This window comes from Pseudomonas sp. TH39(2020) (assembly GCF_016650715.1).
GTDB classification, from domain to species: domain Bacteria; phylum Pseudomonadota; class Gammaproteobacteria; order Pseudomonadales; family Pseudomonadaceae; genus Aquipseudomonas; species Aquipseudomonas mandelii_C.
This window is the reverse complement of record NZ_JAEKFF010000006.1, coordinates 337,300-353,801: the sequence shown is the minus strand read 5'-3', so window position 1 is coordinate 353,801 and position 16,502 is coordinate 337,300. Positions and strand designations below refer to the sequence as shown.

General features: G+C 59.4%; 16 protein-coding genes. 14 read left to right on the top strand and 2 right to left on the bottom strand.

All coding sequences use genetic code 11. From position 1 onward, the window contains the following. The first annotated feature begins 3 nt into the window (after window positions 1-3). The 4 genes from JFU47_RS09565 to JFU47_RS09550 all read left to right on the top strand — a co-directional run bounded on the left by JFU47_RS09565 (window position 4) and on the right by JFU47_RS09550 (window position 4,208). On the top strand, window positions 4-624 hold the full coding sequence (locus tag JFU47_RS09565; RefSeq protein WP_095132093.1) for a 2-dehydro-3-deoxy-6-phosphogalactonate aldolase: 621 nt from the start codon (window positions 4-6) through the stop codon (window positions 622-624). A gap of 62 nt (window positions 625-686) precedes the next feature. After that, a complete protein-coding gene (gene dgoD, locus JFU47_RS09560) occupies window positions 687-1,835 on the top strand; it encodes a galactonate dehydratase (protein WP_008152275.1) in 1,149 nt (382 codons plus the stop codon). A 198-nt stretch (window positions 1,836-2,033) separates the two neighbouring features. Next, window positions 2,034-3,344 carry an MFS transporter gene (locus JFU47_RS09555; protein WP_123364820.1) on the top strand — a complete coding sequence of 437 codons (1,311 nt, stop codon included), beginning with the start codon at window positions 2,034-2,036 and terminating at the stop codon, window positions 3,342-3,344. A 60-nt stretch (window positions 3,345-3,404) separates the two neighbouring features. Further along, on the top strand, window positions 3,405-4,208 hold the full coding sequence (locus JFU47_RS09550; protein ID WP_008152270.1) for an IclR family transcriptional regulator: 804 nt from the start codon (window positions 3,405-3,407) through the stop codon (window positions 4,206-4,208). Here JFU47_RS09550 and JFU47_RS09545 read toward each other — a convergent pair. Then, window positions 4,205-5,257: an NAD(P)-dependent alcohol dehydrogenase gene (locus JFU47_RS09545; protein ID WP_140894311.1), complete on the bottom strand. Its 1,053-nt coding sequence runs from the start codon at window positions 5,255-5,257 to the stop codon at window positions 4,205-4,207. The two genes, JFU47_RS09550 and JFU47_RS09545, sit on opposite strands and share 4 nt — an antisense overlap. 193 nt (window positions 5,258-5,450) lie before the next feature. Between JFU47_RS09545 and JFU47_RS09540 the strand changes: the two genes are divergently transcribed. Beyond that, complete coding sequence (locus tag JFU47_RS09540; RefSeq protein WP_201182662.1) at window positions 5,451-6,341, top strand: AraC family transcriptional regulator; 891 nt, start codon at window positions 5,451-5,453, stop codon at window positions 6,339-6,341. A 181-nt stretch (window positions 6,342-6,522) separates the two neighbouring features. Here JFU47_RS09540 and JFU47_RS09535 read toward each other — a convergent pair whose 3' ends face one another. Further along, window positions 6,523-8,187: a 4Fe-4S dicluster domain-containing protein gene (locus JFU47_RS09535; protein WP_201182661.1), complete on the bottom strand. Its 1,665-nt coding sequence runs from the start codon at window positions 8,185-8,187 to the stop codon at window positions 6,523-6,525. 549 nt (window positions 8,188-8,736) lie between these two features. On the opposite strand from JFU47_RS09535, the gene JFU47_RS09530 reads away from it, so the two are divergent. The 9 genes from JFU47_RS09530 to JFU47_RS09490 all read left to right on the top strand — a co-directional run bounded on the left by JFU47_RS09530 (window position 8,737) and on the right by JFU47_RS09490 (window position 15,778). After that, the gene (locus tag JFU47_RS09530; protein ID WP_140676162.1) at window positions 8,737-9,486 is read left to right on the top strand and encodes an electron transfer flavoprotein subunit beta/FixA family protein; all 750 of its coding nucleotides are present in this window, start codon (window positions 8,737-8,739) and stop codon (window positions 9,484-9,486) included. After that, window positions 9,487-10,431, top strand: coding sequence for an electron transfer flavoprotein subunit alpha/FixB family protein (locus JFU47_RS09525; protein ID WP_201182659.1), 945 nt, complete (start codon window positions 9,487-9,489; stop codon window positions 10,429-10,431). It begins immediately after the preceding gene. 80 nt (window positions 10,432-10,511) lie between these two features. Beyond that, complete coding sequence (locus JFU47_RS09520) at window positions 10,512-11,348, top strand: substrate-binding periplasmic protein (protein ID WP_201182656.1); 837 nt, start codon at window positions 10,512-10,514, stop codon at window positions 11,346-11,348. Between the two features lie 9 nt (window positions 11,349-11,357). After that, window positions 11,358-11,714: a DUF4398 domain-containing protein gene (locus JFU47_RS09515; RefSeq protein ID WP_008147008.1), complete on the top strand. Its 357-nt coding sequence runs from the start codon at window positions 11,358-11,360 to the stop codon at window positions 11,712-11,714. Continuing rightward, the gene (locus tag JFU47_RS09510; protein WP_201182654.1) at window positions 11,711-12,523 is read left to right on the top strand and encodes an OmpA family protein; all 813 of its coding nucleotides are present in this window, start codon (window positions 11,711-11,713) and stop codon (window positions 12,521-12,523) included. The genes JFU47_RS09515 and JFU47_RS09510 overlap by 4 nt, the downstream gene beginning before the upstream one ends. A gap of 201 nt (window positions 12,524-12,724) precedes the next feature. Next, window positions 12,725-14,164, top strand: a complete 1,440-nt coding sequence (locus JFU47_RS09505) for an aminotransferase-like domain-containing protein (protein WP_123364828.1) — start codon at window positions 12,725-12,727, stop codon at window positions 14,162-14,164. Window positions 14,165-14,253: 89 nt separating this feature from the next. Further along, the gene (locus JFU47_RS09500; RefSeq protein ID WP_201182652.1) at window positions 14,254-14,712 is read left to right on the top strand and encodes a translation initiation factor 2; all 459 of its coding nucleotides are present in this window, start codon (window positions 14,254-14,256) and stop codon (window positions 14,710-14,712) included. A gap of 164 nt (window positions 14,713-14,876) precedes the next feature. After that, a complete protein-coding gene (locus JFU47_RS09495; protein WP_123364830.1) occupies window positions 14,877-15,131 on the top strand; it encodes a YkgJ family cysteine cluster protein in 255 nt (84 codons plus the stop codon). A gap of 41 nt (window positions 15,132-15,172) precedes the next feature. Then, window positions 15,173-15,778, top strand: a complete 606-nt coding sequence (locus JFU47_RS09490) for an START domain-containing protein (protein WP_201182650.1) — start codon at window positions 15,173-15,175, stop codon at window positions 15,776-15,778. Window positions 15,779-16,502: the final 724 nt, after the last annotated feature.

Below are 16,502 nucleotides of genomic sequence, written 5' to 3'. Positions count from 1 at the left end.
GACATGCTCAAGCAAGCATTGGCGCAAAACGGTCTGATCGCGATTTTGCGTGGCCTGCGCCCGCAAGAAGCGGCAGCCATCGGCGAAGTCCTTTACGCCGCCGGATTTCGCGTCATCGAAGTGCCGCTCAATTCCCCTGAACCGTACGAAAGTATCCGCATCCTGCGCAGTACTTTGCCCGCCGATTGCCTGATCGGTGCGGGCACGGTGTTGACGCCGGAGCAGGTTGAGCAAGTGAAAGCGGCGGGCGGTCAGGTGATCGTCATGCCGCACAGCGATGCCAAGGTGTTGCGCGCAGCGAAAGCGGCGGGGTTGTTCCTGTCGCCGGGTGTGGCGACACCGACTGAAGCCTTTGCGGCATTGGCCGAAGGGGCGGACGTGCTGAAGATGTTCCCGGCCGAGCAGATGGGCCCGGCAGTCGTCAAAGCCTGGCTCGCGGTGCTGCCAGCGGGAACGATTCTGGCGCCGGTCGGCGGGATCACGCCGGACAACATGCAGGTGTTTATCGACGCGGGCGTCAAAGGCTTCGGCCTCGGTTCCGGGTTGTTCAAACCGGGCATGACGCCAGAGGAAGTGGCGGTAAACGCCAAGGCATATGTCGCTGCATGGAACGCTCTGCGTTAAGACTTTTTGGCGCCGAGCGCGCTGCATCTATAAGAGCTGCACTTATAAAAAGAGAGCAAAAGATGAAAATCACCAAACTGACCACCTTCATCGTTCCGCCGCGCTGGTGCTTCCTCAAGGTCGAAACCGACGAGGGCGTAACCGGCTGGGGCGAACCCGTAGTCGAAGGCCGCGCTCACACGGTTGCCGCCGCCGTTGAAGAATTGTCCGACTACCTGATCGGCAAAGACCCACGCAACATTGAAGACATCTGGACCGTGCTTTACCGCGGCGGCTTCTACCGGGGCGGCGCGATCCACATGAGTGCGCTGGCCGGTATTGATCAGGCGTTGTGGGACATCAAGGGCAAGGCCCTGGGTGTGTCGGTCAGCGATCTGCTGGGCGGTCAGGTACGGGACAAGATTCGCGTCTATTCGTGGATCGGCGGCGACCGGCCGGCGGACACCGCTCGCGCTGCGAAGGAAGCCGTCGAGCGTGGTTTCACTGCGGTGAAAATGAATGGCACCGAAGAGCTGCAATTCCTCGATTCCTTCGAGAAAGTCGACCTGGCCCTGGCCAACGTCGCCGCCGTACGCGATGCGGTGGGCCCGAACGTTGGCATCGGCGTGGACTTCCATGGCCGGGTGCACAAGCCCATGGCCAAGGTGCTGATGAAGGAACTTGATCCGTACAAGCTGATGTTCATTGAAGAGCCGGTACTCAGCGAAAACTACGAAGCGCTGAAAGAGTTGGCGCCGCTGACCAGCACCCCGATTGCCCTCGGTGAGCGGCTGTTCTCGCGCTGGGATTTCAAGCGTGTGCTCAGCGAAGGTTACGTCGACATCATCCAGCCGGACGCGTCTCACGCCGGCGGTATCACCGAAACCCGCAAAATCGCCAACATGGCCGAAGCCTACGACGTGGCGCTGGCGCTGCATTGCCCGTTGGGCCCGATTGCACTGGCGGCGTGTTTGCAGCTGGATGCGGTTTGCTACAACGCGTTCATCCAGGAGCAGAGCCTGGGCATTCATTACAACGAGAGCAATGACCTGCTGGATTACGTCAAGGATCCGCGGGTGTTCGACTACGACAAAGGCTTCGTGAAAATCCCGAATGGCCCGGGCCTGGGGATCGAGATCAACGAGGAATACGTCATCGAACGCGCGGCCGTCGGCCATCGCTGGCGTAACCCGATCTGGCGCCATGCCGATGGCAGTTTTGCTGAGTGGTGAGTTCTCCCTGACCCACCGCAAGTCCCTGTGGGAGCCAGCCTGCTGGCGATTTGGTCGGCACCCCCAGCATTCTTGGTGACTGACACACCGCTATCGCCAGCAGGCTGGCTCCCACAGTTTGATCTCCATGGACAGGGAGATTTGCGGCAACCCCGGATTTCACATCGACCTCAATAAACATAAGAAGAGGCATTCCCCATGCAACCGCAAACCCTCACCGGGCAGGCGTCGTTGGTGACGCCCAGTCGCAAGCGTTTTTTCATCATGGTGCTGCTGTTTATCACCGTGGTGATCAACTACCTGGACCGCAGCAACCTGTCTATCGCCGCCCCGGCACTCACCAGCGAACTGGGCATAGACCCGATTCACGTCGGGCTGATTTTCTCGGCATTCGGCTGGACCTACGCGGCCATGCAAATCCCCGGCGGCTGGCTGGTGGATCGGGTTCCGCCGCGGATTCTTTACAGCGTCGCACTGCTGCTATGGTCGATCGCCACCGTCATGCTCGGCTTCGCCGCCAGCTTCATCGCACTGTTCGTGTTGCGTATGGCAGTCGGTGCACTGGAAGCGCCGGCGTACCCGATCAACAGCCGTGTGGTCACCACCTGGTTTCCTGAGCGCGAACGCGCCACGGCCATTGGTTTCTATACCTCCGGGCAATTCGTCGGTCTGGCGTTCCTGACGCCGGTTTTGGCCTGGCTGCAGCATCAATATGGCTGGCACATGGTGTTTGTCAGCACCGGTGCGGTGGGCATTCTCTGGGCGGTCATCTGGTACGCGGTGTATCGCGAGCCACGGGATTTCAAAGGTGCCAATGACGCCGAAATCGAGCTGATCCGCGAGGGCGGCGGACTGGTGGATATCCAGGCTGAACAAGCCAAAGTCAAAGCCAAATTCAGCTGGATCGACCTCGGCATCGTTCTGACCAAACGCAAGTTATGGGGTATCTACCTCGGCCAGTTTTGCCTCAACTCGACGTTGTGGTTTTTTCTGACGTGGTTCCCGACCTACCTGGTGAAATATCGCGGTATGGACTTCATCAAGTCCGGCCTGTTGGCGTCGCTGCCGTTTCTCGCCGCCTTCGTCGGTGTGCTTTGTTCGGGGTTCTTCTCCGACTGGCTGATCCGCCGCGGCTACACCGTGGGTTTTGCCCGCAAGTTGCCGATCATTGGCGGCCTGCTGATTTCCACTTCGATCATCGGCGCCAACTTCGTCGAGTCGACACCGCTGGTGATTGCCTTCCTCGCGTTGGCGTTCTTCGGCAACGGGCTGGCTTCGATCACCTGGTCGCTGGTGTCAACGTTGGCCCCGGCGCGATTGCTCGGGTTGACCGGTGGGGTGTTCAACTTCATCGGCAACCTGTCGGCGATTACCACGCCGATTGTCATCGGTTTCCTTGCTACCGGTGATTCGTTCGCTCCCGCGATCACCTATATCTCGGTTCTGGCGTTGATTGGCGCGCTTTCCTACATCTTGCTGGTCGGCAAAGTCGAGCGTATCAAGTTGTAGTTGCGGCATTCGGGCGACCATAATGCCGCCCGTTCACTCGCTCAACGGTAAAGGCTGGATATGCAGGAAGACGCCCCAAAAATCGCCAAGGATGCCGCACCGACCGGCACTCAGACACTGCTTCGTGGATTGGGTGTGGTTCAGGCCGTGGCCAGTGGTGCCCGCGATCTCAAGGAGATCGCCCGGCTGATCGGCACCACGCGCAGCACCACTCATCGTCTGGCCAGTTGCCTGGTGGACGAGCGTTATCTGCGGGTGGTGCCGCAAGTCGGTTATCTATTGGGGCCGAAGTTGATCGAGCTGGGCTTCCAGGCGCGTGAAGAACTGCCACTGGTGACCTTGGCCGGGCCGTATCTGGATGAGTTGTCGGCGTTGACCGGCGACACCATTCACCTGGCGATTCGTGAAGGCGACGAAGTGCTGTACCTGCACAAGAATCCGGGGCGCAATGGCCCGGAAATGCGTTCGCGGGTCGGCCATCGCATGCCGTTGGCGCGCACCGGGATCGGCAAGGCGCTGATGCTCGATGACACGCAGGAAGAATGGCAGCGGCTGTACGAAGTCAGCTTGCCGGCGGGTGGGAAAAATCAGTTCTGGCCACAGCACCCGGAGCAGTCATGGGAGCAGTTTCAGCAGCGCATGGTCGAGTATGTGGCGGGCGGTTATGCGTTCGATCTGGAAGATAACGAACCGTCGATCCGCTGTGTGGCGGCGCCGATCCGTGATGCCAGCAAACGCATCGTTGCCGGCATCAGTATCGCCAGCACCGTGCCGTATATGCCGCTGGAGAAAATGGCCGAGCTGATTCCCCTGATCAAAGGGGTCACGGCTCGGCTTTCGGCGGAGCTTGGCGCTAAGGTTTAGACCTTCAGCGTTGCCATGTCGATCACGAAACGGTACTTCACGTCGCCGGCGATCATGCGGGCGAACGCTTCGTTGATCTGATGGATGTTCAGCATTTCAATGTCGCAGGTGATGTTGTGCTCGGCACAGAAATCCAGCACTTCCTGGGTTTCTGCGATGCCGCCGATCAGCGAGCCGGCCAATACGCGACGGCTCATCACCAGTTTGCCGGCGTGGACCGGTGGATCGACTGGTTCGATCAATCCCACCAGAATGTGCACGCCGTCGAAACGTAGCGTATCGAGGTAGGGATTGAGGTCGTGCTGCACCGGAATGGTGTCCAGCAGGAAGTCGAAATGTCCTGCGGCAGCCTTCATCTGTTCGGCATCGGTGGACACGATCACGTGGTCCGCGCCTTGGCGACGACCTTCTTCAGCCTTGCTCGCCGAGCGGGTGAATAACGTGACTTCAGCGCCCATCGCCTTGGCGAATTTGATGCCCATGTGGCCGAGGCCGCCCATGCCGAGAATCCCGACCTTGTCGCCCGCCTTCACGCCGTAGTGCTTGAGCGGCGAGTAGGTGGTGATACCGGCGCAGAGGATTGGCGCGGCGCTGGCCGGGTCGAGTTTCTCGGGAATGCGCACAACGAAATGTTCGCTGACCACGATGCTGTCGGAATAGCCGCCCATGGTGTTGCTGCCATCGACGCGGTCCGGGGTGGCGTAGGTCATGGTCGGACCTTCGAGGCAGTATTGTTCGAGGTTCGATTGGCAGGCTTCGCAGCTGCGGCACGAATCGACCATGCAGCCGACGCCGACCAGATCGCCGACTTTATGTTGGGTGACGTTCGCACCGACGGCGGTAACTTTGCCTACGATCTCGTGGCCGGGCATCAGTGGGTAAACGGCAATGCCCCACTCGTTGCGTGCCTGATGGATGTCGGAATGGCAGACGCCGCAGTAGAGAATATCGATCGCAACGTCGTCAGCACGTGGGCTGCGGCGCTCGAATTTCACGGGGGCGAGGGGAGTGGTGGCCGACTGGGCGGCGTATCCGATGGCGGTGTACATGATGAACCTCGCAAAAAGCTGTGACGGGTGAGGTGGCGCATTCTGGGCGCCGTACCGGCCACCGGCCATGGCGATTCCTCCGGGTGTCATGCCTAATCCTCCGGCATCAGCCTTCAATGGGTCGCATTGGCCATCAGACCTGCGATGATGCTTTCATCCCGATTTCTGCGACTTTTTCTGTGAAGAGCTCCTCATGTTGTTGACCCGTCATCTCGATGCCAATGCCACCCTGGTTTCATTGATCCAGCCGCTGACCACGCGTGACGGTTTCGCGCCTACGGCATTGCCGGGCGTGCAGGTTTTGCGGGCCAGTTGTGATGTGGCTCGCGGCCCGCAGATTTACGAGCCGAGTCTGGTCATCATCGCCCAGGGCAGCAAGTTGGCGTATCTGGGGCCGCGTACGCTGGAGTACGGCGCCGGGCATTATTTGATTCAAGCATTGCCGGTGCCGTTCGAATGCGAGACGTTTTCAGCCCCTAATGGCCCGATGCTGGGCGTTTCCATCGCCATTGACCGGGTGTTGCTCGGTGAGTTGGTCTTGGCCATGGGGCTGGCGCCGGGGCGTAGTATTGCGGCGCAAACGCCAGAGTCCATGACCTCGGCGGTGCTCGACGATGCGATGCGTGGTTGTGTTGAACGGCTGCTGCGTTGCCTGCACGATCCGCTGGAATGCCAGGTTATGGGGCAGGCGCGATTGCGCGAGTTGTTGTTCGTCGCCTTGCGCGGGCCGCAAGCCGATGTGCTGCGGGCGCTAGTCGAGCAACAGGGGCAATTTGCCCGGATCGCGGCGTCGCTCAGCCATCTGCATGCGCATTACACCGAGCCGCTGAACGTCGAAACCCTGGCCAGTTGCGCGAACATGAGTGCGTCGACCTTTCATGAGCATTTCAAACGCAGCACGCTGTTATCGCCCGTGCAGTACTTGAAGCGCTTGCGCTTGCTGAAGGCGCAGACGTTGCTGGTGGCCGAAGGTTTGGGCGTGGCACAGGTGGCGCATCGAGTGGGGTATCAGAGCACGTCGCAGTTCAGTCGCGAGTACAAGCGCTACTTCGAGCGTAATCCCGGTGACGAACGCGCTGCCTGACACGGCGATGTCCCTTGTGGGAGCGAGCCTGCTCGCGATAGCAGTGTGTCAGTCGACATCTATACCGGATGATAAACCGCTATCGCGAGCAGGCTCGCTCCCACAGGGGATTGGGGTGAGTTCTGGATTTCGGGCAACAAAAAGGCCCCCGTTCGGGAGCCTTGATGTTCAGGCATTCGACTTACATGTTCGGGTAAGTCGGGCCGCCAGAACCTTCCGGCGCCACCCAGGTAATGTTCTGTGCAGGGTCCTTGATGTCGCAGGTCTTGCAGTGAACGCAGTTCTGGGCGTTGATCTGGAAGCGCTTCTCGCCGTCTTCCGTGGTCACCACTTCGTACACGCCGGCCGGGCAGTAACGCTGGGCAGGCTCATCGTAGAGCGGCAGGTTCTTGGCGATCGGGATGCTCGGATCGGTCAGCTTCAGGTGGCAGGGCTGTTCTTCTTCGTGGTTAGTACCGGAGATGAACACCGAGCTGAGTTTGTCGAAGCTGATCTTGCCGTCCGGCTTCGGGTAGTCGATCTTCTTGCAGTCGGCCGCAAGCTTGAGGCAAGCGTAATCCGGCTTGGTGTCGTGCAAGGTGAACGGCAGTTTGCCGCCGAAGATGTTCTGGTCGAGCCAGTTGAAACCGCCGCCGACGATGGCACCGAACTTGTGGATCGCCGGGCCGAAGTTGCGGCTGGCGAACAGTTCGTCGTAGAGCCAGCTCTTCTTGAACGCGTCGACGTAAGTGGTCAGCTCTTCGGTGCCGTCCTTTTCAGCGAACAGCGCTTCGGCCACGGATTCAGCGGCGAGCATGCCGGACTTCATGGCGGTGTGGCTGCCTTTGATCTTGGCGAAGTTCAGGGTGCCGAGGTCGCAACCGATCAGCGCGCCGCCCTTGAAGACCATTTTCGGCAGCGAGTTCAAGCCGCCTTTGCTGATGGCGCGAGCGCCGTAGCTGATGCGCTTGCCGCCTTCCAGGTACTGCCTGAGCACCGGGTGATGCTTGAGGCGCTGGAACTCGTCGAACGGCGACAGGTAAGTGTTGCTGTAGGACAGGTCGACGATCAGACCGACTACGACCTGGTTGTTTTCCAGGTGATAGAGGAACGAGCCACCGGTGTTCTCGGTGCCCATGATGTCCAGCGGCCAGCCGGCGGTGTGGACCACCAGACCTGGTTGATGCTTGGCCGGGTCGATTTCCCAGATTTCTTTCAGGCCGATGCCGTAGTGCTGGGCGTCGGCATCGCTGTCGAGGTTGAAGCGCTTGATCAACTGCTTGCCGATATGGCCGCGGCAACCTTCGGCGAACAGCGTGTACTTGCCACGCAGTTCCATGCCTGGGGTGTACAGGCCTTCTTTCGGGTTGCCTTCGCGGTCAACGCCCAGATCGCCGGTGATGATCCCGCGAACCACGCCGTTTTCGTCGAACAGTGCTTCCTGTGCGGCGAAGCCTGGGTAGATTTCAACGCCCAGGTTCTCGGCCTGCTGGGCCAGCCAGCGGCACAGGTTGCCCAGGGAGATGATGTAGTTGCCTTCGTTGTGCATGGTCTTGGGCACAAAGAGGTCAGGAATCTTCTGCGCGCTGTCAGCGTTCTTGAGAACGAAGATTTCATCGCGGGTGACTGGCGTATTCAGCGGGGCGCCGAGTTCTTTCCAGTCAGGGAACAATTCGTTCAGGGCGCGTGGTTCGAACACGGCGCCGGACAGGATGTGAGCACCGACTTCGGAGCCTTTTTCGACCACGCAGACGCTGATTTCCTTACCGGCTTCAGCAGCCTTCTGCTTCAAGCGGCAGGCGGCGGAAAGACCCGCGGGGCCGGCACCGACGATGACCACGTCGAATTCCATGTATTCGCGTTCCACAGGTTATCTCCTACTCAAGGCTCAACAGTTTTTTTTCTAATTGGAGGTTTGGTGTCGCATCCATGAATCCCTGCGTAATGCAGGAAGAGGACAATCGATGAGCCACCTTTCTCTCTAAGGTGGCGCATTATATCTACACCACTCCTAGCGTCCAATACAAACGTTTGTTTGAATCGGCTCAAAGCCAGAGAAATCAAAGTCACGCGGCTTATGACTGGCCATTTTGCCGTATTGACCGGAATAGGTGTTCCGGTCAAGATACGGTCGGTTTTGCGCTCGCCGTAGGCTGACTGTAGGTTTCAAGAGCACCTCTAAAGACAGGGCGATGGCAGTACAAGGTGATGCGCAGCGCAGGTTCTGGCGCGCAGTTTACACGTCGCGATAATGAATGACTCGTCAGTCACCACTGACGAACGGTCATCTTCATCGTGAGCGCTTGTCACTTGACACCTTTGCCAGCGTTTTTAGAGGTGCCCTTGCGCCGATGAGCATCAAACCGCCAGGTTCGCCTAGGCGACTTTCTTTTCACCGGAGAGTAACGAGGAATCCATGAAGGTTCTTGTAGCTGTCAAACGCGTTGTGGATTACAACGTCAAGGTTCGCGTCAAGGCGGACAATTCCGGCGTCGACCTCGCCAACGTCAAGATGTCGATGAACCCGTTCTGCGAAATCGCAGTGGAAGAAGCCGTACGCCTGAAAGAGAAAGGTGTTGCGACTGAAATCGTCGTCGTCTCCGTCGGCCCGTCCACCGCTCAAGAGCAACTGCGCACCGCGCTGGCTCTGGGTGCCGACCGCGCCATCCTCGTCGAATCCGCTGAAGACCTGACTTCGCTGGCCGTTGCCAAGCTGCTCAAGGCTGTTGTCGACAAGGAACAGCCTCAGCTGGTGATCCTTGGCAAACAAGCCATCGACAGCGACAACAACCAGACTGGCCAGATGCTTGCGGCATTGAGCGGCTACGGTCAGGGCACCTTCGCGTCCAAAGTCGAAATCAGCGGCGACACCGTTGCCGTGACTCGCGAAGTCGACGGCGGCGCGCAGACGGTTTCCCTGAAACTGCCGGCCATCGTCACCACTGACCTGCGTTTGAACGAGCCGCGTTACGCGTCCCTGCCAAACATCATGAAAGCCAAGAAGAAGCCTCTCGAAGTGCTGACTCCGGACGCTTTGGGCGTTTCCACCGCCTCCACCAACAAGACCGTGAAAGTCGAAGCGCCAGCTGCACGCAGCGCGGGTATCAAGGTCAAGTCGGTGGCTGAACTGGTCGAGAAACTGAAAAACGAAGCGAAGGTAATCTAAATGACTATCTTGGTTATTGCTGAACACGACAACAAAGTGCTGGCCCCGGCCACGCTGAACACCGTGGCTGCCGCCGTCAAAATCGGTGGTGACATCCACGTGCTGGTTGCAGGTCAGGGCGCTGGCGCCGTGGCTGAAGCCGCGGCGAAAATCGCTGGTGTGAGCAAAGTCCTGAACGCTGACAATGCCGCTTACGCGCATCAGCTGCCGGAAAACGTCGCTCCACTGGTCGCTGCTCTCGTTCAAGAAGCGGGGGGCAAGGGCTACAGCCACATCCTGGCTGCTGCCACTTCCAACGGCAAAAACATCCTGCCGCGCGTTGCCGCTCAGCTGGACGTTGACCAGATCTCCGAGATCATCTCGGTCGAAAGCGCTGACACCTTCAAGCGCCCGATCTACGCCGGTAACGCCATCGCGACCGTTCAATCGAACGCTGCGGTGAAAGTGATCACCGTGCGTGCCACCGGTTTCGACCCGGTTGCTGCTGAAGGTGGATCTGCTTCGGTTGAAGCCGTTGGCGCTGCACACGATGCGGGTATTTCCAGCTTCGTCGGTGAAGAACTGGCCAAGTCCGATCGTCCGGAACTGACCGCTGCCAAGATCGTCGTTTCCGGCGGCCGTGGCATGCAGAACGGCGACAACTTCAAACACCTGTACGCCTTGGCTGACAAGCTGGGCGCTGCTGTCGGTGCTTCCCGCGCCGCAGTCGACGCCGGTTTTGTACCCAACGACATGCAGGTCGGTCAGACCGGCAAGATCGTTGCTCCACAGCTGTACATCGCCGTCGGTATCTCCGGCGCGATCCAGCACCTGGCCGGCATGAAAGACTCCAAAGTGATCGTTGCGATCAACAAGGACGAAGAAGCGCCGATCTTTCAGGTGGCCGATTACGGCCTGGTGGCGGACTTGTTCGAAGCCATCCCTGAGTTCGAGAAGCTGGTCTAATCCAGCGGCCTGACTTATAAAGAGCCCGACCTTTTGGTCGGGCTTTTTTTTGTTCCGGATTTGAGTGGGAGAGTGATGCCATGGATCTGCGCCGCGTTTACGGCTGGTCATTGCTGCTGGGGCTGACGGTATTACCGGCGCTGTCCGTCGCCGCGGGCAAGTGCGAGCGCCTGGTGGTGACCGGCAGCCCGGACGCGCCGCCGTACCTGTGGCAAGACCCGCAACACCCCAAGCACCTGATCGGCGCCAGTGCTGACCTGTTGCAGCAAGTGGCGGGAGAGCTGGGGATCAAGGTCGAACTGCTTTACGCCGGCAAACGCTCCCAGGCCCTGGACGAAGTGCGCAGTGGACGAATGGACATGCTGGCAGATGCGTCATTGACGGTCAGTGAGCTGGACACTCTGGATTACATTCATCCTCCGTTGCTGGAAAACGATTACCTGGTCTGGACCCGCAAAGACTCGACGCTGGTCTACAACGAAGCGCAGGACCTTCACGGTCATCCTGGCGCGTTGTCGGAAAAGTCTCGTATGACCCCGGCATTTGGCACCTTCGCCGAGCAGCAATTGACCCTTACGCGCACGCCTAACCTGACCCAGGCCTTTCAGAAATTGCTGCTGGGCGAGGTGGAATTTGTCCTTGCCGGACGCTACTCGGGCGTGGCGGCTGCGCAGGCACTTAACCTGGCCAACGACCTGACTGCCCGTCCCCAACCTATCGACAAACCCGGCCTGTTCCTCGCGGTTTCCCACAACTCCGCCTGCAACGATCCGTGGTTGCGCGGACAGCTGGCCAAAAAGATGACAGAATTGCCCGCGTCCGGACTGACGGAAGCCGTGCTGCAACGCAATATCGAGCGCTGGAAGGCGCAACTGTCACAACCGCAGCAACAACCTGTCAGTACCCCAAAACAGTAGGGATTTTTAGTGAGTATTCGACCTCTTTTCGCTGCCCTGGCCGTTCTGGCTCTGGCGGGTTGTGCAGCCGATCCGGCGCCGAATGAACAAATGCGCCTGACCGAACAGGCACTCGAACAGGCCAAGGCAGTAGGCGCCACCGCCGCCGACGTGCCGGAAATGAAACTGGCCGAAGACAAGTTCAACCGCGCCAAGGGCAGCATGAACGACCAATCCTTCAAGAACGCGCGCATGCGGGCCGAGCAGGCCGAGCTGGATGCGCGTCTGGCCGAAGCCCGGGTTCTGACCCTCAAGAGCGAGGAGCAGTTGAACGTGCTAAATACCCGCATCACTCGCCTGCGCAAGCAACTGGGAGATGCCCAATGAGCCTCAAGACCAAAGCCCTGAGCGGTTTGATCCTGGCAGGCTGCGCCAGCCTCTATGGTTGTGCCGGTCAGCACAGCGAGGCCGCGTTGCAACAGGCCAGTACTGACTTCCAGAAGGTCAAGGAAGATTCCAATGTGCTGCGAATCGCGCCCAAGGACGTGATTCGCGCCGGTGAGTCGCTGGCCCGTGCCGATCGTCTGTCCAGTTACTGGGGCAGTGGATCGGACGTGCTGCATTACGCTTACCTGAGTGAGCGCTATAGCGAAATCGCGCGCGAACACACCAATCAGGTGCTCAACGAAGAACGTGCGGCGAAGCTCGAACTGGAGCGTCAGCGCCTGCAGCTGGCCCTGCGCGAATCCAAACTGCTCAGCGTGCAGCAGCAGGGCAAGTGGCTCGAAGAACAGATTGTCGCGTTGGCGACCACCCAGACCGACCGCGGGCTGGTGATGACCTTGGGCGACGTGCTGTTCGACACGGGCGAAGCAGAGTTGAAAAACTCGGCGAACCGCGTGGTGTTGAAGATCGTGCAGTTCCTGCAACTCAACCCCAAGCGCGTGGTGCGCATCGAAGGCTACGCCGACAGCACTGGCGGCAAGCAGGAGAACCTCAGGCTGTCCCGTGACCGTGCGCAATCGGTGGCAGACGTGCTGATGGATTTGGGCATCGACGACAAACGTATTCAGGTCGAAGGCTACGGTGATGAATACCCGGTCGACGTGAACGCCTCCGAGCGGGGTCGTGCACAGAACCGCCGGGTAGAAATTGTGTTCTCTGACGAAAAAGGCCAGCTCGGCGCTGCCCGCTAAGGGCTGCGTCACTGGAAAACCCGGCCTGTCCGTCAGCGCCGGGTTTTTTTACGCCTGCTAATCAACTCACAAAACAGTACAGTTTTTGCTGACACTGCACTGTACGGTCGACTATTGTGGCAACTGTCCCAGTACACTTCTAAACTGTTCCGGTATTGTTTCACACAAGAATAAAATGCCCGTGAAATCGAGTGCTGCGTCATGACCAATCTCTTGCTCTACCAACGTATTGCTCAACAACTGGCCGAAGACATCCGCCGTGGCGTCTATCAACCGGGGGAGCGCGTGCCTTCGGTGCGCAAGATGAGCTCGCAGCTCAACGTCAGCCATGCGACGGTGTTGCAGGCTTACGCCAACCTCGAGGATCAGGGGCTGATCCGCGCCCGGCCGCAGTCCGGTTACTACGTGCACCAGACCCCGGCCTTGACCGCGCCGACACCGGACATCGCCCGGGTCGAGCGTCCAGGTCTGGTCACTCGCAGCAGCATCATCCAACAAGTTCTGGTCGAATCCCGCCGCGAGGGTGTGTTTCCCTTGGGCGCGGCGGTACCGAGCGTTGATTATCTTCCGGTGCGGGCGCTGCATCAGCAACTGGCCAAAGTCACCCGTTTCCATAGCCCGCGGGCGTTCAGCTATATGTTCAGCCCGGGTTTCGAACCGTTGCGCCGACAAGTGGCGATCCGCATGCGCGATGCCGGCGTGGTGGTCGATCCGTCGGAAGTGGTGATTACCCACGGCTGCGTTGATGCCTTGCAGATGTCCCTGCGGGTGCTGACCCGCCCAGGCGACCTGATCGCCGCCGAGTCGCCGACCTACTACGGTTTGCTGCAACTGGCTGACCTGCTGGGCCTCAAGGTCATCGAGATTCCGAGCGATCCGGCCACCGGTATGAGCCTCGAAGCTTTGCAGCTGGCGGCCAACCAGTGGTCGATCAAGGCGCTGGTGCTGACCACTCGTCTGAGCAATCCATTGGGCGGCACCATGCCCGAAGAGCGGCAGAAGCAACTGCTGCGCCTGGCCTCGGATTTCGATATCCAGATTGTCGAAGACGATATCTACGGCGAACTGATGTTCGAGCAGGGGCGCACCAAATCACTTAAAGCCTACGATCGGCTGGATCGGGTGATCTATTGCTCAAGCTTCTCCAAAACCCTGTCGCCGGGCGTGCGGATCGGCTGGATGATTGCCGGCAAGTACCAGCAGGAAATCCAGCGTTTGCAGACATTCAGCACCCATTCTGCCTGCAGCGTCACGCAGATGGGCATTGCGGCGTACCTGGAGAACGGTGGTTACGACCGGCATTTACGCTACATCCGTCAGGAGTACCGCAAGAACCTCAGCGCTTTCCAGTTGGCGGTGCAGCAATACTTCCCGGAAGGCACGCAGATGACCCGGCCGACCGGCGGCTTCATTCTGTGGGTCAGCCTGCCGGGGCGGGTCAACACGCAGGAGCTGCACGTTCGTGCGTTGCAGCAGGGCATCAGTATCGCGCCGGGGCTGATTTTCAGTAACACCGAGCAGTTCAATCACTGCATTCGGCTGAACTGCGGCACACCCTGGAACCGTGAAGCCGAACGTGCATTGATGACCCTGGGCATGCTCGCCACCCAGCTCTGTCAGGAGATGGCCAACGGCTTTTGACGGGGCGGGCAGGTTGTTCCTGTCCGTGCTTGTCTTGTTGCGTGCAACAGGCGAGCATATGGCCTCCTGCCGTTTGCGCTGTTGGGTCCATGAAATCGATTTTCCCCGCCGTTTGGCTATCGCTCTGCCTGCTGATGACCTTCCAGGCGGAAACCGTCATGGCGGCCTCCGTTCAGGAAAAACCGACAGCCAGCGTCACTCCCGCTAAAAAAGCCACGCCGGTCAAAAAGAAAGCGGCCCCGGTGAAAAAGCGACCGCCGATTGCCTCCAAGTCCAAACCCGCCAGTGAGGTCGTGAAAACCAAGCTCCCTTCGGCCGACCTGGATTTGAGCCTGCCCCAAGGCATGGTCGAGGAACTGAAACCGATCGGTACGGTACCGTTGCCCCGACACGATGCGGTATTGCCACAAATGTTTGGTGACAAGGCCGGCAGCTCTCCATTTCAGCTCAACGGAAGGCTGATCAGCAACGAAATGAAGTTGCAACTGCGCAACGACGAGCGCCGCGAAGTCGAAGGCGCCGCCCTGGAATTCGAGTTCAAACGATAATTCCTTCCTATCTGTGACCCGCTGGCCAGACGCTTTGTCGGAGACTGGTCAGTCACGCTCGTTTAAGCGTAAAAAGCTGGTCCAGGTAATTTTAAACAAGTGTTTTAGCGGTTACTCTGTGCCCCGTCCTTTAACACATCGCCCGTCGCGAGGAGCTCGTCGTCATGAAATGCCGTGAAGGCTGTGGCGCCTGTTGCATTGCCCCTTCCATCAGTTCACCGATTCCCGGCATGCCCAATGGCAAACCCGCCGGAGAACGTTGCGTACAACTCTCTGTCGAAAACCTGTGCAGTATTTTCGGCAATCCCGAACGACCAGCCGTTTGCTCGGCATTCGAAGCCGACGTCGAAGTCTGCGGAAGCAGCAGCGATGAAGCGATCAAATTGCTGGGTTGGTGGGAGCAAATGACGGCGGCGTGATGTGTTCAACGAACGGAACTTCAACAATAAGGAATAAGACTATGGGTTCGCTGCAACGTATGGCTGTGCTGTGTGGTTTGACGGTTTTGCTGGTCACCACGGCCGCTCAGGCCGAAGACTGGAAAGTCGCCAAGAACGAAGACGGCATCAAGGTTTCCCTGAGTGAAGTGCCTGGCTCCGATTACAAGGCCTACCAGGGCGTCACCCTGATGAAGACCACCATGGCCAAACTGCGCGCGTTGCAGGAAGACGTGCCAGGCGCTTGCGCCTGGATTCACGACTGCAAAACCCAGAAATTGCTCAAGCACGAAGGCGATCAAAACTGGACCTACACCCAGTTCAATACTCCTTGGCCGGTTACCGCGCGTGACTCTGTGTTGCATGTCACCACCATCGAGGGGGCTGACGGCAGCCTGACCCGCAAACTCGAAGGTGTGCCAAAGTACATTCCTGAAGAAAAAGGCTTTGTGCGGGTTACCAAGGTTGATGGTTTCTGGAAGTTCGTACCCAAGGGCGATCAGATCGAAGTGACTTATCAGGTGCACACCGAGCCGGGCGGTAGCATACCGTCGATGGTGGCCAACAAGTTTGTGGTGGATGCGCCGTTCAATACCTTGAAAGCCCTGAAAGAACGCGCTGAGAAATAATTGCTCTTTTGATAAAGCGCCCTGACTGGTTCGGGGCGTTTTCTATTGGGTAGGGCGGTTTATTTGATCGGGGGCATATCCGTTTCTGCGGTAACGGCCGCTTAGGGTTCCGCCCTTACGGCGGGTCACTTGGAAAAGCCCCAAGTAACCAAGGGCTCTTGCCCCTGACGTTCAGTGCCTCGCCCAGGCTCGGCATGCCCTCGCTCCGGTCCTGCTCCGTGGGCCCGCCGCCATCGGCCATCTATGGCCGGGGGCGGCGGGTTGACGGAGAGGCTCAGGGCGTGAGGGGGCGAGTACCGCAAAAGCACCACGAGGCGGCCTTACCGGCCGACCTGCCTCTTTAAGTGTACGCATTCCCCTGTGGGAGCGAGCCTGCTCGCGAAAGACGTGAACGATAACGCGTGCTGTCTGAATGAACGCGGTGTCCGGACGTTTTTCGCGAGCAGGCTCGCTCCCACAGGTACAACGCCGGGCTTTGGCTTTTGATCTTGATCTGCCTGCCCCTTTCCCAGAGGCCGAACGCAGGTATTGCGCAGGGGGCACCGCGGCAAGGATGCCGCGGTAGCCGCCCCCGGCCATGGATGGCCGATGGCGGCGGGCCCCTGGAGCAATGCCGGAGTGAGGGCATGCCGAGCCACAGCGAGGCACCGAATGGCGGGGCAGGAGCCCTTGGTTACTTGGGGCTTTTCCAAGTGACTCGCTGTAAGAGCGAAACCGCCCGTCG